Annotated in this window: 20 protein-coding genes and 1 pseudogene; 5 read left to right on the forward strand and 16 right to left on the reverse strand. The window is 35.6% G+C overall.

The genetic code is table 11. From position 1 onward, the window contains the following. Positions 1–10: 10 nt before the first annotated feature. The 3 genes from resB to resA form a co-directional block, all read right to left on the reverse strand. The gene (gene resB, locus DIS06_RS12665) at positions 11–1,654 is read right to left on the reverse strand and encodes a cytochrome c biogenesis protein ResB (protein WP_061785991.1); all 1,644 of its coding nucleotides are present in this window, start codon (positions 1,652–1,654) and stop codon (positions 11–13) included. A 97-nt stretch (positions 1,655–1,751) separates the two neighbouring features. Further along, a complete protein-coding gene (locus DIS06_RS12670; RefSeq protein ID WP_061785992.1) occupies positions 1,752–2,459 on the reverse strand; it encodes a cytochrome c biogenesis CcdA family protein in 708 nt (235 codons plus the stop codon). A 28-nt stretch (positions 2,460–2,487) separates the two neighbouring features. After that, complete coding sequence (resA, locus tag DIS06_RS12675) at positions 2,488–3,015, reverse strand: thiol-disulfide oxidoreductase ResA (RefSeq protein WP_061785993.1); 528 nt, start codon at positions 3,013–3,015, stop codon at positions 2,488–2,490. A gap of 272 nt (positions 3,016–3,287) precedes the next feature. On the opposite strand from resA, the gene DIS06_RS12680 reads away from it, so the two are divergent. The 3 genes from DIS06_RS12680 to DIS06_RS12690 all read left to right on the forward strand — a co-directional run bounded on the left by DIS06_RS12680 (position 3,288) and on the right by DIS06_RS12690 (position 4,858). Further along, positions 3,288–3,968, forward strand: a complete 681-nt coding sequence (locus tag DIS06_RS12680; RefSeq protein ID WP_061785994.1) for a CadD family cadmium resistance transporter — start codon at positions 3,288–3,290, stop codon at positions 3,966–3,968. Positions 3,969–4,050: 82 nt separating this feature from the next. Then, on the forward strand, positions 4,051–4,506 hold the full coding sequence (gene lspA, locus DIS06_RS12685) for a signal peptidase II (protein WP_225002292.1): 456 nt from the start codon (positions 4,051–4,053) through the stop codon (positions 4,504–4,506). Positions 4,507–4,564: 58 nt separating this feature from the next. Continuing rightward, positions 4,565–4,858, forward strand: coding sequence for a hypothetical protein (locus DIS06_RS12690; RefSeq protein ID WP_225002293.1), 294 nt, complete (start codon positions 4,565–4,567; stop codon positions 4,856–4,858). 273 nt (positions 4,859–5,131) lie between these two features. Here DIS06_RS12690 and DIS06_RS12695 read toward each other — a convergent pair whose 3' ends face one another. From DIS06_RS12695 to DIS06_RS12735, 9 genes and pseudogenes are all read right to left on the reverse strand, one after another. Next, entirely contained in the window at positions 5,132–5,593 is a 462-nt protein-coding gene (locus tag DIS06_RS12695; protein WP_061785997.1) for a putative iron-sulfur cluster-binding metallochaperone, read from the reverse strand. 17 nt (positions 5,594–5,610) lie between these two features. Beyond that, positions 5,611–5,694 (reverse strand): annotated as a pseudogene (locus DIS06_RS12700) (YnfA family protein); the annotation flags it as partial. A gap of 81 nt (positions 5,695–5,775) precedes the next feature. Further along, positions 5,776–6,525, reverse strand: coding sequence for a ZIP family metal transporter (locus tag DIS06_RS12705; RefSeq protein ID WP_061785998.1), 750 nt, complete (start codon positions 6,523–6,525; stop codon positions 5,776–5,778). Between the two features lie 85 nt (positions 6,526–6,610). After that, a complete protein-coding gene (gene lpdA, locus DIS06_RS12710) occupies positions 6,611–8,029 on the reverse strand; it encodes a dihydrolipoyl dehydrogenase (protein ID WP_047943208.1) in 1,419 nt (472 codons plus the stop codon). A gap of 235 nt (positions 8,030–8,264) precedes the next feature. Beyond that, complete coding sequence (locus DIS06_RS12715; protein WP_061786332.1) at positions 8,265–10,667, reverse strand: heavy metal translocating P-type ATPase; 2,403 nt, start codon at positions 10,665–10,667, stop codon at positions 8,265–8,267. Next, a complete protein-coding gene (locus DIS06_RS12720) occupies positions 10,660–11,025 on the reverse strand; it encodes an ArsR/SmtB family transcription factor (protein ID WP_061786333.1) in 366 nt (121 codons plus the stop codon). Before DIS06_RS12720 ends, DIS06_RS12715 begins: the two co-directional genes overlap by 8 nt. A gap of 397 nt (positions 11,026–11,422) precedes the next feature. Next, on the reverse strand, positions 11,423–12,682 hold the full coding sequence (gene cypC / locus DIS06_RS12725) for a CYP152 family fatty-acid peroxygenase CypC (protein WP_061786334.1): 1,260 nt from the start codon (positions 12,680–12,682) through the stop codon (positions 11,423–11,425). 257 nt (positions 12,683–12,939) lie between these two features. After that, positions 12,940–13,170 carry a hypothetical protein gene (locus DIS06_RS12730; RefSeq protein ID WP_061786335.1) on the reverse strand — a complete coding sequence of 77 codons (231 nt, stop codon included), beginning with the start codon at positions 13,168–13,170 and terminating at the stop codon, positions 12,940–12,942. Between the two features lie 138 nt (positions 13,171–13,308). Further along, positions 13,309–13,512, reverse strand: a complete 204-nt coding sequence (locus DIS06_RS12735) for a hypothetical protein (protein WP_061786336.1) — start codon at positions 13,510–13,512, stop codon at positions 13,309–13,311. A gap of 294 nt (positions 13,513–13,806) precedes the next feature. Here DIS06_RS12735 and DIS06_RS12740 point away from each other — a divergent pair, with 294 nt between their 5' ends. Together DIS06_RS12740 and DIS06_RS12745 are read left to right on the forward strand one after the other, a co-directional pair. Further along, entirely contained in the window at positions 13,807–14,355 is a 549-nt protein-coding gene (locus DIS06_RS12740) for a recombinase family protein (RefSeq protein WP_110113642.1), read from the forward strand. A gap of 84 nt (positions 14,356–14,439) precedes the next feature. Then, positions 14,440–17,343 (forward strand): Tn3 family transposase, encoded by a 2,904-nt coding sequence (locus tag DIS06_RS12745; protein WP_420917307.1) that lies wholly within the window; start codon positions 14,440–14,442, stop codon positions 17,341–17,343. A 20-nt stretch (positions 17,344–17,363) separates the two neighbouring features. Here DIS06_RS12745 and DIS06_RS20175 read toward each other — a convergent pair whose 3' ends face one another. The 4 genes from DIS06_RS20175 to DIS06_RS12765 all read right to left on the reverse strand — a co-directional run bounded on the left by DIS06_RS20175 (position 17,364) and on the right by DIS06_RS12765 (position 19,870). Then, complete coding sequence (locus DIS06_RS20175) at positions 17,364–17,507, reverse strand: hypothetical protein (RefSeq protein WP_162595971.1); 144 nt, start codon at positions 17,505–17,507, stop codon at positions 17,364–17,366. Between the two features lie 299 nt (positions 17,508–17,806). Further along, positions 17,807–18,208 (reverse strand): NUDIX hydrolase, encoded by a 402-nt coding sequence (locus DIS06_RS12755; RefSeq protein WP_110113644.1) that lies wholly within the window; start codon positions 18,206–18,208, stop codon positions 17,807–17,809. 65 nt (positions 18,209–18,273) lie between these two features. Next, complete coding sequence (locus DIS06_RS12760; protein WP_110113645.1) at positions 18,274–18,924, reverse strand: restriction endonuclease; 651 nt, start codon at positions 18,922–18,924, stop codon at positions 18,274–18,276. Next, positions 18,917–19,870 carry a DUF3991 and TOPRIM domain-containing protein gene (locus DIS06_RS12765; protein WP_110113692.1) on the reverse strand — a complete coding sequence of 318 codons (954 nt, stop codon included), beginning with the start codon at positions 19,868–19,870 and terminating at the stop codon, positions 18,917–18,919. Before DIS06_RS12765 ends, DIS06_RS12760 begins: the two co-directional genes overlap by 8 nt. Positions 19,871–19,892 lie beyond the last annotated feature (22 nt).

Consider the following 19,892-nt stretch of genomic DNA (forward strand, 5'->3'; position numbering starts at 1 on the left):
TTTACCTCCTCTACGAATTTTTGCTTTTTTCGTTTGTTCGATCGGTTAGTTCTTGAATGCTTGTTTCTTTTAAAATACGGTTCACTTCATTTCGAATACCGTACCAATTTTTATTTGTATGGCCTGCAATTAATATACGTTCACCATCGCGTCTAATCCATATACGTCTATGATTCCAATACATTCCTTGAATAACACCAATCATGAAAATAGCTCCGCCTAAACCAAGAAACCATAGCGTATGATCTTTCCGAACCGTAAGAGCTGACAGATTTTTTGTCTCTACGCCTTCAAATTTCATTTTTAATTGATTATCTTTCTCTGGTTCAATCGTTTTTTGAATGGCAACAAAGCTTCTTTCACCTTCTGGTTTTTCAGGAGATATCATGTTAAATACAAATGCTGGATTGTCGGGAACACGGTTTTTTGTATCAGGTACACCTTCACTATTGAAATAGAAGTTTGGCAAATAAGTCACAATTTCAACTTTATACCCATTGCCTAAATCATACTCCTTCTTTGGCTCTAACAAATCAACTGTAATCTTGCCAAAACTTTCTTCTGTCTCTTTGTCTACTAAACTAAAATTAAACTTATTTAGTTCATTTAATTTATAAGAGGTTTGATAAAGAGCATATGAATCGTGTTTTAAGGGGTAATTAACTCTAATTTGTTCATCTTTTATCTTTTCAAGTTCAGGTTCTGCCCCGTGAACGATTTCACCTTTCCGTTCATACAAGGTCACGTTTGTTTGAAAGTTTTTAACGACATTTCCATCTCCGACTCGTGATAGAGTATTAGCAAAAACTTCATCCTCTTGATCTTTTTGATAGGTATCCATAATGAACTTGTCACTGCTTAAATAGTATTTTCCATCGGTTCCTGGGATAACACTTGTTTCACCGTCACGAATCCAAAGCATTTCGTCTACGTACATCCCTGGGACAAATCGCAGCATCCCTCCTATAAGGAAGATAATAAGTCCAACATGGTTTACATAAGGGCCCCATCGTGAAAATCTATTTTTCTCAGCTAGAAAATGACCATTTTCCTCACGCACTTGATAACGCTTCCTCTTCAAGTTGGATATTATCAAATCCAGTTGTTCATCCATGTTCTCTAACACATTTGTTTCACTAAAAAGTCGTTGTCTCCGCATGAAGCTTTCATGACGTGTAATCCCTTGTTTTTTCAAAGCGCGATACAATGGAATAAACCGATCCAAACTTGCAATAACAAGTGATATTCCAAGAGCTGCAATTAATAAAAAATACCACCATGAACTGTACAGATTGTGAAAACCTAATTCATAATACATTTGTCCAAGAAATCCATATTCATCTTTATAAAACTCTTGTGGGACAACGGTTGGAGGAATATACATCTCTTGGGGGAAAATTGTTCCAATCGCAGAAGCAATTAAAAGAAGAACAATTATCGAAATTCCTACTTTAACGGATGAAAAAAAGTTCCAAATCTTATCGATAAGTGACTTTTTATATGTTTGTGAGCGTCTTGCGCCTCCATCGTATCTCATATCCAATAGTTTTTCAGAAACTTCATCCTTCTTATTACCGATAGTTCGTCCACAAGATTCACAAAGAACCGTTCCATATGGAATAGAGTGACCACATTCGCATTTGACATGTTCCATTCTAAAACTCCTTACGATTTAATTCTTAAAATATATTTAACAAAAACTTTTAACTTTTCAGATTTGCTTATTAATCTTTTAAAAAGGTAATATCTCCTTAAAATCCAGTAAATCCTCCGAACAAACTTGTTAAGACTGCAATAATTTTTGTCATCATATTAAAGTACAATAATACTCCCATCACAATCATCAAAATGCCTCCGATAGACATAAAGATTGCACTGTGTTTCTTTAGAAAAGTCATCTTATCAATAAATAAAGACATTAATAAAAATGGAATAGAAAAACCTAAGACATAGAAAACCATGTATAGTAGTCCTTTTCCTGGGTCTGATACACCTAACGCAATGACTCCTGCAAGGATGGGACCTGTACAAGGAGTCCATCCAGCAGCAAAACCAATTCCAATCAAAATTGATCCTATATAACCTGAAGGTCTCTTTTGAAAATAAATTTTCTTATCAGAAAGTAGGAAATCAAATTTAAGAACCCCTGTTAGAACTAAACCAAAAAACACCATCACAATAGCTCCAAGTTGTCTTAACAAATCTTGATAATCCATAAAAAATGTACCGATAAAAGAAGTAGAAAGCCCCAAAGCTAAAAAAATAATTGAAAATCCTACCAAAAACAAGATAGTGTGTATAAAAGCTTTCCTTCGTAAAATACCTTTTTCTTTTTTTAGATCATTTACGGACACTCCTGTAATATAGGAAAGAAAAGCTGGATATAAAGGAAGTGAACAAGGTGAAATAAATGATAAAAGACCTGCACCAAATGCAAGAAATAAGCTTAGTTGTTCCAAAAAGATACCACCTAACTGTTTATTAATTCTATGGCTTAATGAGTTCCATGTAATTTGCTATATCCCTTTCGGTCATACTTCCTGTGATCACTTTTAACACTTTTCCGTTCTTATCGATCAAAAATGTTGTAGGAATCGGGGTTATGTCATATGCTTCCGTCACAGCTCTATCTTTATCTTTAAGTATAGGGAATGTAAGCCCATGCCTATTTACAAACGATTCAATAGCAATATCACTTTCTGCAATATTAACCGCCAATATCTCTACACCAAGATTCTTAAAATGGCTATACTGTCTTTCCATATAAGGCATTTCCTTTTCACAAGGCTTGCACCAAGTACCCCAAAAGTTAAGAAAAACTCCTTTTCCTTTTAAATCAGAAAGTTGAACGTTGTTACCGTTCATATCTTCAAGAACAAAATCAGGTGCTTGGTCCCCTGCCTGAACTCGTAATTTTTCAGTAAAAAAGTTTTGATAAAGAGTATAGGCTACTGCTAAAGCCATAAGAAGTAGAAGACTAATACGTACAATTGATCTGGTTCTTTTGTTTTTCATTTTACTCTCCCTTTTTATTTTCATTCAAACCAACATTTTAATGTTGACATTTTACGTTAATAATTTTAATCTAAAAGCACAATATATTCAAACAAATATTTGAATAATAACTTCCAATATTTTCACCTAAAATACTATCTATTAATTTTAGGATCGTGCAAAGTGAAATTCTAAATCATTACATGAAGGTGAAATAATATAAGGTGTAACAAACTAACACAACTAAATATCTTTTATTCCGTTTATGGAGTATTTTAAAAAGGAGTTTTTTTATGAATTTAATTTTAACAATTCTCTCTGCTTTAGGGTCTTTTATAGTAACCAATATCGATGATATTTTTGTCTTGATGTTGCTGTTCTCTCAGGCAAGAACACAAGCTAAAGCGAGTAACGACGGTATGGTTAACATGCAGCCAAAGGGAAACCGCATTTACCCTAGAGATATAGTCATTGGCCAATATCTTGGTTTTGCACTTTTAGTTTTAATCAGTCTCTTAGCAACATTTGGAGTAACACTCATTCCTGATCAATGGGTAGGTTTTCTAGGATTTATCCCGATCTATTTGGGAGTTAAACTGTTTATAAAAGGTGAAGATGAAGATGAAGGTGCAATTCTTTCTAGTTTAAATTCAGGAAGATTTAACAAACTCTTTATGAGTATAGCCTTCATCACATTTGCCAATGGTGGAGACAATATTGGAATTTATGTTCCGTTCTTTTCTACTTTAAATAATAACCAACTGGTCATTACAGTTATTACTTTCTTTATAATGGTTGCGGTCTGGTGTTTAATCGGCTATCGTCTAGCAAGATTCAGATATGTTTCTGAAACACTCGAGAAATACGGCCGATGGGTTATTCCAATTGTTTTTATAGGATTAGGCCTTTATATCATGGCAGAAAGTAATATATTTTCTAACCTATGGGATCACTTCGTAAATTTAAATTCCTAATTAAACGCAATGAATTATTTTTGTTATCCCCCTTTCCTTTTAAAGTATTGTGTACAAATCTTTATAGAAAATAAAGTATGAGGTGACGACTTTGTATTGGATCATTATACTCACATTAGGTATTGATCAGCTTTTTAAATATTTAGTTAGAAATTTTATGGACTATGGGCAATCCATTCCAATTATCAATGGTTTTATCCAATTGACATCTCATCGAAATACAGGTGCTGCTTGGGGAATTTTTTCAGGACAAAAAATATTCTTAATTAGCATTGCAATTATTGTTATAGTCGTTGGTCTTATTTATTCTCGTAGAGTAACTGATAAGCTAACGCGTATAGCCTTTGGCTTATTTATAGGAGGTGCAATGGGAAACGTTGTAGACCGTTTAATTTTTGGTGAAGTAACAGATATGTTCGAAGTTACATTTATTAATTATCCAATTTTTAATACTGCGGATGTATTTTTAGTTAGTGGAGTTATTTTATTCCTTATTAGCACTTATAAAGAGTCAAAATTAGAAAGTAATCAATCTTAAAAAGAATCTTCATTGTTTTCGTATTTTATATATATGGGTATAATGGGGACAAAGGAGGGTGGAAGTATTGAAAAAATTACTTACGTCTATAGTAGCTGTTGCTTTATTTCTAGGTATTGGTACTGCTGCTTTTGCACATTCAAACAGCACTCCTAGTCAAGGGAACGGAAATTGGCAACAAATGATGGATTATTGTTCTGAAATGATGAATTCTTTCATGAATAATCATCAAAACAATATCCAGCATGAAACCTCAACATCAAAGAATTTAAATATAGAACAGACTAATTCAAATGATAGTACCACGAATAACCACCAGAACCAAAACCATTCTATGTATGACGATTGTTGATAGGAAATAAACAACAAAAAAGAAAGAGCATGGGCTACAAATAAATGTCCAAGCTCTTTCTTTGTTTAGAAATAAAAAATAGATTCTCCTCAAAACCAAAACAGTTTCCTATTGTAGCTTTAAAAGTTTAATCAAAAACGTTCAACAAACCCATATTCTACGGCACAAAAAAAGAATCCATTTTGAAAAAAGATCAAAATGGATTCTCATATCAATACTTAGTTCAATTTTCCATAAAAAAGTTTGATCATTTCGTTGAAGATGGATCTTTATTTATGTTAGTTCTTTGATATAGATCGTTACATTCCCCAAACAGCAACTACCTTGAGGATTGTTTACTTCACAACCACATCGGTTTTCATTTATATTTTCACGAATATGTTCTACTGGATTAGGATTAATTCCATTTTCAACATATTGTTTAATTTTTTCTTTTGTCCAACCAAAACAATAGCAGACAGGAACAACTGTGGCATTATCTTTTTGATAAACAGAAACCTTAATTTCTGACTTTAAATAAGTTTTTTTATCTGTATCATAATAAACTACATTACAATCTTTTGACGAACAAAAATAATGAGTTAAGCCTGCATTCAATGTACCTAAAATTGTTGGTTTTAACATTGATTTTAACGTAATTATTTTTACTTTTTTCCCTTTTACATTACAAGAAGGACACAACTCATTACTACTACTTTCAGAAACCTGCCCTTTTGTAGAACAACAATCAGACATATTTTACGCTCTCCTTTTTATTGGCGAGGTGCAAATAGCATTACCGAGACACCAATTAAACATATACCTGCACCTACCCAGTCATATATATCTGGTGCTTTTTATCAAGCTTTTTTACAAATTATCAGACTTTATTTCAAAGCCACACCTATATCCTTAAACAATATTTACGTCTTTTCATTCTAGTGTATATGAGGAGCTAATTGCTCAAACATCCAATGAAGCCCGAAATTTAAAAAGATCCCCCCGAAAAAGAAAAGAATAATAGGCCTATCCTCTGTCGCATTTACAACAGGTAATAAATCTGTTAAAGCTATGTATAAAAATATACCTGCAGTTAATGAAAGCGAAATGGCAAGTATGCTACTTTGTAAAGAAACGAGTTCTGTTAGAAACAAAGCTGCTGTAGCTCCCACTATGGTAGATAAACCTAATAAAACAGCTGCACCTATAGCTTTCTTTTTGCTTTTCAAGCTTGCAAATACAATGGAAGATATAGTTAAACCATCAGGTATCTTATGTAGTAGGACAGCGATTAATACGACAAAACCTAATCCGCTGTTTATTGCAAAACTAGCTACAATTGATAACCCATCAAAAAAAGTGTGTATTATCATGCCTATTAATGCACCATACATTGTAGTATGGGTTTGAGATTGATGTGTTTCTTCTCCAAAATGAAAATGAGGTGCTACCAGCTGTTGAAATAAAAATATGATACCAAAACCTAAAATTATATAAATTGAACTTGATTCCATTATTTCTAAAGCTTCTGGTACTAGATCCATAATTGCAATTGAGAAAAGTAATCCGGAACTTAGAGCCATTAGAGCATATAAACTTCTTCTGGACCAATTTTTCTTAAGAAAAATAACAAAACCGCCCAAAACATTAGCTAAAGCTGCCGTTATTACATAAAAAATGATTTCCATTAATCGTCACTCCAAAATAAATAATTCGACCTGCACGTATGATTGTGCAGGCCTAGTTAAATTAAATATGCTCTAACTGTTTGAATTATTTTTTATTCAGCATATGAATAGCATGTCCCATAACGCCTTCAGCTGCTTCCATGAGTGGTTCAGGTAAAGTTGGGTGTGCATGAATTGTAAGGCTGAGATCTTCTGCCGTTGCCCCTGACTCAATTGCAAAAACTGCTTCAGCAATAAGAGATGATACTTCTGGCCCTACCATTTGTACACCTAAAACCCGATTAGATTCTTTATCCGCCACAACTTGTACAAAACCATCGGCATCCGAAACAGATAAAGCTCTGCCGTTAGCTTGGAATGGAAAACGGCTAGAAACCGTTTCATATCCTTCTTCCTTTGCTTCCTTCTCCGTTAAACCTGTATAGGCTACTTCAGGATCGCTAAAAATAACAAAAGGCATTGCCTGAAAATCAATTACACTTTTTAGCCCACTTATTACCTCTGCAGCTATCTTACCTTCATAACTAGCTTTATGAGCAAGGAGGTAACCACCAGCACAGTCCCCGATCGCATATACATGTTCAACATTTGTTTGACATGTATTATTTATCTTAATAAAACCGCGTTGATCTAATTCAACCCCGATATTTTCCAATCCAACTTTTCCTGTGTTCGGTTTTCTTCCAATGGAAACTAAGCAATAATCCCCTTTAATTATCTCTTCCTTCCCATTAACCTGAACTTGAACATTTACTTCATCGCCTGTATTTTCTCCACCTTGGACTAAAGCATTCGTTATAACTGTGATTCCAAGTTCCTTTAAATGACGTTTTACTACATTTGTAAGCATAGGGTCCGTACCTGGAAGAATTGTATCTGATCCTTCAAGGATGGTCACTTTAGCTCCGAATTTAGCATAAGCAGTACCCAATTCCAAACCGATATAACCACCACCTACTACAACTAAATGTTTTGGTACTTCTTGAAGCATCAATGCCTCAGTTGAAGAGATAATTCTTTTTCTATCAAATGGCATACTTTTTAACTCAGTAGGTAATGATCCTATCGCAAGGATTAAGTCTTTGTATGAAAAGAATTTTTCTTCGTTACCAATTTTGATTTTGGCAACATAGGGTTCAGTAAGATAAGCTTCCCCACTAATGACTTCCACTCCATTGCCTTTCAGTAAAGTCCGAACTCCATTCGTTAGTTTATTTACTATACCGTCCTTCCACTTCACTACTTCTGGCATCTCTACTTCAACTTCACCAGAAACCTTTATTCCCATTGAGTTGGCATGTTTTATGTGTTTTACTCGTTCAGAAGCACTAATAAGAGCCTTTGAAGGTATACAACCACGGTTAAGGCAAACCCCTCCTAGTTCTGCTTTATCCACCAAAACCACTTTTTTCCCTAACTGAGCAGCACGTATGGCAGCTACATAACCTCCTGATCCTGCGCCTATAACTAACAGATCTACATCATTTTTTCCTTCAACAGTCATTTCAGTTTCCTCCTTCGATTTTATAAAGAATGAAAAGAATTATTTTAAATTAAGGATGAAAGCGTTTTTGTCCCATGTGGATACCAATATGTAATATAAAAGCTGCTGTTTTACTTATACCCAATCTTTCCATTTTTAATTAGGCTGGATATTTAGAAGTTATACTATTAATGAGATCATTTTTAGAAAAGGGCTTTCCAATCTGTCTGGAAAGCCCTTTTTAGCCCTTTTCCCTTTATTCTTTCACTCTCATTAGTCGCAAACCATTTAGTGCTACCAGAAGGGTTGCACCCATATCAGAAAGGATAGCAATCCAGAGCGTTAACCAACCTGGGATAACCAATAGTAAGGCAATAAATTTAATAGCAATTGCAAAAGTAATGTTAGCTTTGATTATATTTAGAGTTTTTCGGCTAAGTTTTACAGTGAATGGAAGTTTTCTTAGATCGTCACCCATTAGAGCGACGTCTGCCGTTTCCAGGGCTGTATCTGTACCAGCTCCACCCATTGCAATACCAACTGTTGAGGCCGCCAATGCAGGTGCATCATTGACACCATCTCCTACCATAGCTACGTTGCCATACTCAGATCTCAACTGTTTAATAAAGTTTAATTTGTCCTGTGGCATTAGTTCTGCCTCAATATCAGATACTCCAACCTGCCCTCCGATAGCATTAGCAGTACCTTTGTTATCACCTGTAAGCATAATTGTTTTTTTGATTCCAAGTTGATGTAACTTTTGAATAATTTCCTTACTTGATTCACGAACTTCATCAGCAACTGCAATAACTGCAAGTATTTCTTTTTCGGTTCCAATAATCATGGCTGTCTTACCTTGATTTTGAAGAGTAGTAACATTTTGTTCTAAGTCTTTATCGAAATTAGAAATTGCTAATTCTTTAAAGAGTTTCGGGCTACCGATATAATAAGTCGTCCCGTTTACAATACCTTTGATACCCTTACCTGTAATAGAAGAGAAGTCCTCTACCTGTACGTCAGAATAAGAAATGTTCTCCTCTTCTGCTTTTTTCATAATCGCAGATGCAAGTGGATGCTGAGAACGATACTCTAATGCAGTAATGATGGATAGTAATTCTTTTTCATTTATCATCTGTTTGTTCAACACATTAAAATCAGTTACAGCTGGTACACCTTTTGTTAATGTACCTGTTTTATCGAATGCTATGGCCTTTAAGGCACCCATTTCTTCTAAATAAACTCCGCCTTTTACAAGAACACCTTTTTTCGCAGCATTCCCAATCGCTGAAACAATCGAAATCGGAGTCGATATGACCAACGCACAAGGACAACCAACAACAAGAACAGCTAATCCTTGATAAATCCATGTTTCCCAACTGCCATCAAAGAATAAAGGAGGGACTATCGCAACTAATGCTGCAATAATCATAATGATCGGTGTATAATATTTTGCAAATTTATCGACAAATGCTTGCGAAGGAGCACGTTCTCCTTGTGCTTCCTCTACAAGATGAATAATTTTAGAAATCGTTGTATCTTCTACAAGTTTCGTTATTTTTACTTCAAGTAATCCTTCTTCATTTAATGTACCTGCAAATACCTCATCATCAACTGTTTTCTCAACAGGGACTGATTCACCGGTAATAGCTGCTTGGTTGACTGCAGAGTAGCCATTTACGACTACACCATCCATCGCAATCTTTTGACCAGGTTTTACAATCATAATATCCCCAACAACAATATCATCGACATGAATCATTATTTCTTGTCCATTACGTCTAACGAGTGCCTCTTTAGGAGCGATATCCATTAATGAACGAATCGATTGTCTTGCTCTGTCCATAGAGAATCGCTCAAGTGCTTCACTGATTGCAAAGAGAATAACAACAATGGCAACTTCTGCCCATTCTCCAATAATAGCACCACCTATAACAGCTACTGTCATAAGGGTTTTCATGTCAAATTCAAAGCGTAGTAAATTTTTCAAACCGACTTTAAAAAGTGACAACCCTCCAATAACCATGGATGCTAAAAACAATAAGGTAGTAACAATGTTCTCTTCTCCGTTCACAGACGAGGAAAGGTAACCAAAAGCAATCAATAAGGAAGCATAAAGTAGAGTACTATGCTTTTTATAAAACGGCACTTTTTCTTCTTTCGTATCTTCTTTTACCTCTTGTGAAACTTGGCGAGCCGATTTTTCAGGAGTCACTTTAAGATTTTCGAATGCACCGGCTTTTTCTAGTTCTTCAATTGTTGCATTACCATAAACAGCAATTTTAGATGCACCAAAATTTACTTTTGCATCCTGAACTCCTGGAATCTGTTTTACGTTAGTTTCAAATTTCCCTGCACAGTTTGCGCATGTAAATCCTTCAACACGGTATACGTTTTTGTCCTCTTCAACCTTTTGTTTAGCTTCCCGCCTTGGTTTTTCAGGAGCCACTTTAAGATTCTCAAATGCACCTGCTTTTTCTAGTTCTTCAACCGTTGCATCACCGTAAACAGATATCTTAGATGCACCAAAATTTACTTTTGCATCCTGAACTCCTGGAAGTTTTTTAACATTATTTTCAAACTTCCCTGCACAATTTGCACATGTAAACCCCTGAACGCGGTAAACATTTTTTTCAGTCTCTAATGCTTTTGCTTCAGACAATTTTAACAACCTCCTTCTGGTGTGCAAATGCAACCTGTATTAGTTGCTTTACATGATCATCATCTAATGAATAGTAGACTAACTTACCTTCTTTTCGATATTTAGCTAATCCAAGATTTTTAAGTAACCTCAAATGATGAGATGTTGTGGCAGTTGTAGCACCAACAATATTCGCTACATCACATACACACAATTCATCTTCTAAAGAGAGAGCATACGCAATCTTAATCCTAGTATCATCCGATAAAGCTTTAAAAATTTTGGCTACTTCCAAAGGATTTTGTTGGAGTAGTTCATTTTTACCTCTTTTGACTTTTTCTTCATCTATACACGTAACTTCACATGCATCATTTTGCAAATTTTCCACCTCATATCATTCAAATATTCATTTGATTATTATTATAATTTAACAAAAACAAATAGTCAAATATATGTTTGAATATAATTCACATAAAAAGCAGGTTTTCTTTAGTTTGCAGTAATTAATTATTCTTATAACTGAATTTAATTTCCTTTTTATGTTGGATACACTAGAGGGAATATCGTCAGGATGCAATTTTCAAAACAGTAAGAGTTTTTCACTATAAAAAGCCCGATTTCTCTCTTTATTAGAGAAAAAACGGGCCTTTGCTTTTTTGACTCTCCATTAATATCAGGGGATCAACTTATAAAACCTACTTCCGTGATTGAGGAATCAACATTGTCCATTTATCTTGTTCGGCTAAAAGCGAACTTAATAATCTAATTATCTGTAATTATAACTTTCGTTTAACATTCTTTAGCACTACTTTGCTATGGGGAATACTTGGCATGCTCACCATGCTGTAACTTAAATCCTGGTTAGGAACTTCATATTCCATTCGGTTGGCCAGATAATCGAGACTTACTTTCATGACTTCAATGGTGACCCACTCTCCAGCACAGCGATGACCCATAAAGTAATCACCACCACCCTGCGGAATAAAGCTAAAAGGGCTTCCTTCCCATTTGGCAAACCGATCAGGACTGAACATATCAGGATTTTTCCAAATTTCAGGGTCATGATTGGTGCCATAAAGATCCAGTAAAGTTAATGTTCCTTCTTCAAATTTATAGCCGTTCCAGGTGAAATCTTTTTTTACCAGTGCTACAACAAACGGAAAAAACGGATAAAAACGGCGAACTTCCTGTACAAACATCTGAGCATACTTTTCATCGCCGGATTTAAGTTTCTCCCTTTCTTCCGGATAATGGTGCACTGCCAGCGCAATGAAATTGATGAATATAGCAATCGCCACAATCGGCCTCAGGATATTAATTACTTCCACAGAAGCTGTGTCAGTAGCCAATAGATTCCCTTTCAGATCACGGTGCCAGGCAAATCTATGTAAAGCCGTATCTTCTGGGGGATTCACTTCCCCATTACGCACTTTATCAACCAACTCACCAATCCAATTTTCTACTTTATTCCGTGCATTTCTCCCTAGCCAATGGTTTGGGCCAACTGCAGCCGGAGACTCGAACATCGCCGCCAAGTCTTTTGTCATTTCCTTAACATCGTCTTCTTCCAACGGGACGCCTGCCCACTGGCAGGCTATTCTGCACAGGACTTCTTTTACTTCTTCATAAAGAATAACTTCATCCATCTGTTCCCATTTATGTAGTGCTGTCTTCCACTGTTTTTTTGTAATGTCTGTTAGGCTTTGAGGTCCCTCGGGAGACATGATAGACATAAACATTTCCTTCCGATGTCTGTGATCTTGTCCATCCAACCCCTGAACACCATTCTTCCCGAACAATGTTTGAACTGCCCGGTTCGGTGCTGCATCCTTCCTTTTAAATTTCTCTGAATCATAAAAAACTTCCGCAGCTTCGTTTCCTACCATACAGATTGCTTTCTTTCCAAGCAATCGGGTCTCGAAAATATTAGAATTAAAACTTTTACGTCTGTTTAAAATGTACATATATCCTTCTCTCATAAGGGTCAAGCTATGATCTATTCCTTCTTCACGAGGCATTTGATTTGTATCTGACATATCATTCATCTCCATTTTATTAGTGATAATTTTATTCTTTGTAACTTTTCCCTAATTACTCTTGAAAAAAACTTGGATCAACATACTATATAATGAACATTATCAAGATAAAGAAAATGGCTGCCGACTTTGTCGACAGCCTAAGACCCTAATCCAAATTAGGTTTTTTTTATTTTTTGTGTTCATTCTGAGTGTACCATGTTTAAAATGTAGTAAAATCAATAGGTGGTTTCTATTGGAAGATCCTTTATACTAACTTAACAGCAATCCATATTTGACTTTTTCATCATTTTCTTACAATCTTTTATTTTCATTTTTCCATTTTTCGCCATTTCGCAACAATCCATTTGACAGTTCATTTCCTCACACATTTCCATACATTCTTTTTTTGATTGACAACAATCCATCTCTTCCGATTGTGCTGCATAAACAGAACCACTAAATGCCATCACTACTAAAAATGCTAAAGAAAATATTACTTTTCTCATCCCTTTTCCCCCTTATGTAAAAATGATTGATGTGTCCAATGGTATTATACTATACCGCTAATTAACACTCACTAGATTTCTAACACTACAAACATAAGAAACGAGAGCTTAGGATAAAAAGCTCCCGTCTGAATAGGATTAGTAAGCTTTACATTGGTTGAACACCCGATCCACCACAACAACCACATCTTTTTCCACCGTGACAACAAGGGCAACATCCACTTCCCTGACAGTGGTGACATCCACGCCCACTACAACAACAGCACATACCAGCACCACCACAATAACGACAACAGCCTGCACCGTGACAACAACGGCATTGGTGCATACACTCACCTCCATAAAATAACCACACATAGTATATATATTTATGTAATATTAAACTTAGGCGTTCCCCTTATATAAGGGGGTAGCTCAACCATTTATCACATTTCCACATTAGTATAAAATTCAATAAATAAGATTTCCCCTAAAACGAACGTTTTTGGAACTTGAAATTATGACTTAAAAGACTACATAAAATCTACTAAATTTAAGTACCAAAAGCCATGTCCAAAAACAAAGGTCCTTTATTCGTTAAATCATCCGTTTATGGTACTATTAAAGTTGATTAGTAAGGTTTTGGAGGTTAGATAAATGAATTTTGGATATGCTCGTGTAAGTACAGAGGATCAAAATTTAAATATGCAGTTTGATGCTTTAAAACAATATGGAGTAGACAAGATATACCAGGAAAAGCTTACAGGAACAAAAAAGGACCGTCCGCAACTTGAAGAAATGCTCAAAGGATTACGTAAGGGAGATAAGGTTGTTGTATACAAATTGGATCGGATATCTCGCTCAACCAAACACCTTATTGAGTTGAGTGAACATTTTACTGAAATCGGAGTCGATTTCGTTTCCATTAGAGATAGCATTGATACCTCAACTGCAATGGGGAAATTCTTCTTTCGAACAATGGCAAGCATTGCAGAACTGGAACGAGATATTATCAGTGAACGAACAAAGTCCGGATTAGACGCAGCCAGAGCAAGGGGAAGAATAGGTGGAAGACCAAGAAAAAAATCAGACAAGGTTCAAATGGCATTAAAGATGTATGACAGTAAGGAATACGGCATTAAAGAAATTACAGAAGCAACGGGTCTCAGTAAGACTACCCTTTATCGTTATATTTATAGCAGATAAAAATCATTAGAGATAGTTAAGGTGGGAGAATTCTTGAGGGGAAGAGAATTACTTTCGGTGGAACAACGGAATGAGTTATTACGACTGGTATTCACAACTGAAGAAGAACTAGCAATGTATTATACGCTTTCCGAATATGATATTGAAGTCATTAATCGCCATCGTAGGGATCATAATCGATTAGGTTTTGCTATTCAGTTATGCATTTTAAGGCAACCAGGATGTTCATTAGTTGATTTACCAGAAAAAGTTCCAGAAGAACTTGTACGATTTGTTGCAAAACAAATTGGAGTAGACCCTACTGTTTTTAATCTGTATGCCAAACGTGATCCGACCCGTCGTGAACATTTAGAAGAAATACGAAAAGAGTATGGCTATCGCAGCTTTCAGTTAAATGACTATCGGGAAATTTCCTACACTTTATTGCAACATGCTTTAGAAAATGGTAATACCCTGTATTTAGTTCAAAGTACGATTAATCTTCTACGTAAAAGAAAAATTATTCTACCTGCTCTTTCAACCATAGAACGTCTAGTATGGGAAACCCGTAAACGGGCAGAGAAAAAAATATTTATGTTACTAACAAAGTCTTTATGTGACTGGCAAAAAAGAAGATTAGACGAACTAATTGCTTCATCAAAACATAATAAAAAAACACTCCTTGCATGGCTTAAAGAGATTCCAGGACAATCATCACCAGATGCATTTTTAAAAGTAATAAAGCGATTGGAATACGTCCGGGATTTAAATTTATCCATTAATATAACAGACATACATCCCAATCGCCTTCTTCAATTGGCCAGGATTGGTTCACGATATGATGCCTATTCATTTCGTAGTTTCAAAGATAGTAATAAAAGATATGCTATATTAGTAGCCTTCCTTTTAACACTTAGTCAGGATTTAATCGATCAAGCTATTGAAATTCACGATCGACAAATGTTGATCCTACAATCTAAAGGTCGAAAACAACAGGAAGAAATTCAAAAACAGAACGGAAAATTAATTAATGAAAAAGTAGTTCAGTTTGCAGACATCGGATCTGCTTTAATAAAGGCAAAAGAAGATGGGCTGAATCCATTTGAAATAATAGAAAATGTTATGCCTTGGGAAAAGATTGTGGAATCTGTAGAAGAAGCCAAGCGCTTAGCCCGTCCTATGAATTATGACTATCTGGACCTTTTAAGTACTAGGTTTTCTTATCTTAGAAAATATACACCTATACTACTTAAAGTTTTAGAATTTCGTTCATCAAAGGGCTCTCAGCCTTTACTACAAGCTTTAAATACAATTAATGAAATGAATGAAACAGGGAAACGCAAAGTACCTGATGGCGCCCCTTTAGATTTTGTTCCAAAACGCTGGGAAAAGCATGTTTATGATGAAGATGGAAGTATAAATAGGAAGTATTATGAGTTAGCTGCGTTAAATGAGTTGAAAAATCATATCCGTTCAGGGGACGTTTGGGTAGTGGGAAGCCGATTACATAAGGATTTCGAGGAGTATCTAGTTCCTAAAGAAGAATGGAATAAAGCCCGTATCGAGGGAAATAGATTAGCTGTTAGCGTATCGGCTACAGATTATATTAGTGAACGAACTTCAGCCCTACATAAACGCCTTCATTGGATTACGAATAACCTTGATTCTTTAGAAGGTGTGAACCTTGAAAAATCTAGAATTCAATTGGAACGATTAGATAAAAGTACTCCAGAAGAAGCCCGAACCTTTAGTTTATCTCTTTACAATTTATTACCCCGTATTAAACTTACAGATTTATTAATTGAAGTCGCTAATTGGACAGGCTTTGATAATCAATTTATTCATGCTTCAACAAACAGGCCGCCAAAAGGAGAAGAAAAAGCTGTAATTATGGCAACTCTAATGGCAATGGGAACAAATATCGGTCTAACTAAGATGGCTGAAGCAACACCTGATATTTCCTATTCTCAAATGATAAATGCCATGCAGTGGAGACTACATGAAGACGCTTTAACTCGAGCACAGGCAACGCTTGTTAATTTTCAGCATCGGCTAAGTTTAGCATCTTACTGGGGAGATGGAACAACTTCTTCTTCCGATGGGATGAGGGTACCGATCGGTGTTTCTTCTTTGCATGCCGATTCCAATCCACATTATGGAACCGGTAAAGGAGCTACCATCTACCGTTTTACGAGTGATCAATTTTCATCATTCTACACAAAAGTGATTAATACGAATGCTAGAGATGCAGTACATGTGATTGATGGCTTGCTTCATCACGAATCGGATCTTTGTATTGAAGAACATTACACTGATACAGCTGGATATACCGATCAAGTCTTTGGATTAAGTCATATACTTGGGTTTCGTTTTGCACCCCGATTGCGTGATTTAGCAGATTCAAAGCTTTATTTCATCGGTCAATCAAATGATTTTCCAAGATTAGAAGGTATTTTACGAGGAAAAATTAATACAAAAATCATTCAAGAAAATTACGATGATGTTTTAAGGTTAGCTCATTCGATTAGGGAAGGAAAAGTATCTGGTTCACTTATTATGGGGAAATTAGGCTCATATGCACGTCAGAATAAGGTAGCTACTGCACTTCGCGAAATGGGGAGAATTGAAAAAACCATTTTTATTCTTGATTACATTTCAAATGAAGCATTGCGCAGGAGAATTCAACGGGGGTTAAACAAAGGTGAATCTATGAATAGTTTAGCCAGGGCGTTGTTCTTTGGAAAACGAGGAGAATTACGGGAACGCGGACTTCGTGATCAGCTTCAACGTGCTAGTGCTTTAAATATTTTGATTAATGCTATTAGTGTATGGAACACGGTTTATCTTACAGAAGCAACAAAAATATTAAAAGAAAAAGGGATACTTCAGGAGAATTTGTTGCAGCACATTTCCCCATTAGGATGGGAGCATATTAATTTTCTTGGTGAATATAAGTTTGATTTAAATCGGATTTCAACCATAGACTCCTTACGCCCTCTGAATCAATAAATAAATGAAGTCGGTATTCCTTAGTGTACAGAATATCGGCTATTTTTATGTTGAAATGGTCTTAGCGTACAAAATTCGCATTTTTGGCTCTGAACCCCTACTCCACATAATGCGACCATCAATAATGTAAGAACGGTCATTGATTTCATAAACATGTTCTTCATAAAAACTCTCCTCTTTTTTATATTTTTTTAAGAAACAAAAAAGCACCTTCCAATTAGAAAGATGCTTTCTCGTCACAATCATATATAAATAAAAACCTAGATAATCGACGATTTTGACATGCAGAGAAACGCTCTCTGACGAAATTAACTTTTGTTTTGCGTATAACTGCTCATTCGATGCAAATTTCAGCACCTCAAAAAACATATAAAAAAGACCACTCATCGAAGAGAGGTCTTTTTGTATTAAAGTACTAGTTTAAAGATGATCTGAACTATTTTTACCTTCTTTATACTGTTCCTTAGTTGTAGTAAAATGCATGTCCTTGTAAGAGTTTATTAATTCCTTCTAAATAATATGGAGCACGTTGTTCTACTTGTTCAATATTGACCCATTCAATTTGAAATATTTCTTCAGGTATTTTAATTTCTTCAGTTCCATCTACAATATGTCCTTCGAAAGTAAAGAAGATAGCATGGTGATTCCTTTTTAAAAACTTTCCTTCGTTGATGGCTAGTATTTTACCAGGTTCAATTGTCAGCCCAGTTTCTTCAAATACTTCCCGAATTACAGCTTCTACTAATGACTCACCAGATTCCACTCTTCCACCTGGAAAAGACCAATGCCCTTCATGGTTATCAACCATTAAAATCTGATTGTACTTATTTTTAATGAGGGCATAGACTACTTTTACTTCTTCCATTAAATATAAATCCTCCTAAGCGTACGGATGCAATATATACAATCTCAAACAACTTTATCTTCATTTTACATTTTTTGTTCCTTATTAATTTTTTCCGTATGACGACAAGAAGGGAAAGAGGAACAGCCAAAAAAGCGAGTGCCGTTTCCATCTCGTACGACTAGATCCTGCCCGCACTTTGGACATTTACGAGGTTCTGGTGTGATATTTTCAAAGATTTCTCGTGCCTTGAAAACAGGATTGACTTCATTAATAAACTTTTGAAGATCCGCACGATCTACTAAGGTCACATCACATGCAGCTGCAAGCTCTTTTGCTTGTTTCGTGAAATAACTATTGGTCACAACCCACGCTTGATTCGCTGTATAATAAGCTTTTGCTCCATAAACTTCTTGGACAGCTGAAAGACTCACCCGATTTTTAGCACTATACCGTTTAGCTTGAATCACAATCCTGTCCTTGCCTTTCATCACTAGATCAGCCCCAAAATCACCTGATTTTGGTGTTATCTGTGGTTTGTATCCTAGTTGTTGAAAAAGTGCTCGCAAATATACCTCAAATTGATACCCATCCATCTTATCAATATAAGGCATACCAGATTGAGCTAACTCTTTCATGTACCTCCGTTCACGAATGACACGGTAAGCAAATTGAGAAAGCTTAAATAAAATGATAATAAGAAAAAGATAAAACACGCTTTGAAACACTTTATCCATTCATTGAAAGCTCCTGTTCTGTTTGTTTATTCCGGAGACGTGATGCTACAGGTTGAATGTTTTTTCCATTCTTCTTTAACTCGTCGTTCCAATCTTTGGCTCCCTTTGGAATATCTGCTCTTATTAAATCAGCATTAACGATTTGGTTCATTTTGTAAATAAATTCTTTTCCCCCTTGGTCATTATCGACAGCTAACACCATTTCTTGAATGCTTAAGCCTTCTCTTCGAGCTTCGATATAAGATTGAGCAACAGTTTTAGGTTTTAAGCCATTCATACTAATAAGGCGTGTATTCTGCAATTGATTTTCCTGTATACTCCAATAAGAAAGTAGATCAATTGGGCTTTCAAAGAAATGAATCTTGTTTGGGCGACCAACATCAACTGAAAAGCCTGTATGTGGGTTATCGTTCGGTAAGACTTGTTTAAAAGAACCTCGTTTATTTTTTATCGAAGCTGTTCCTTGTCGATCTGCCCCAATCACCTTTCCCTTACCTCCATGTTCTCGCCATTTAAACACGACATTGTTCCGTTTGTCCTGGGCGATTAAATCTTTTTGAAGGAGCCAGTCAACTAATCGAGGATCTATTTTACGTTCTTTTATGAGATAGTCTTTTACTTTGCTTTGATCCTTCACTTCTAACTCTTTTGGATAGCGAAAAGGCTCGTTGGATTTGGAATTAGTCTGCTGTTCATGAGAATGAGAAAGCTCTTTATAATCGCCTTTATTGATATCTAATACAGCTTGTGGGAATGACATCCCATAATACATTTGAGCGAAACTGATTGCCCCGTATCCTGTTTCATTGCGGCTATTCCAAGCGTACATATTTCCTTTGATGAGTAAGCTATCATGTTCCGTATGACGATAATACTTTCCTTCTTTCACAAAGGTTTCACCTTTGGCCTCCAGATACGACAACAAATCAATATCTCTCGCTTTCATAACCTCCTCCTCCTTGACATGT

This window comes from Bacillus sp. CGMCC 1.16541 (genome assembly GCF_003184905.1).
Lineage (GTDB): Bacteria > Bacillota > Bacilli > Bacillales > Bacillaceae_H > Priestia.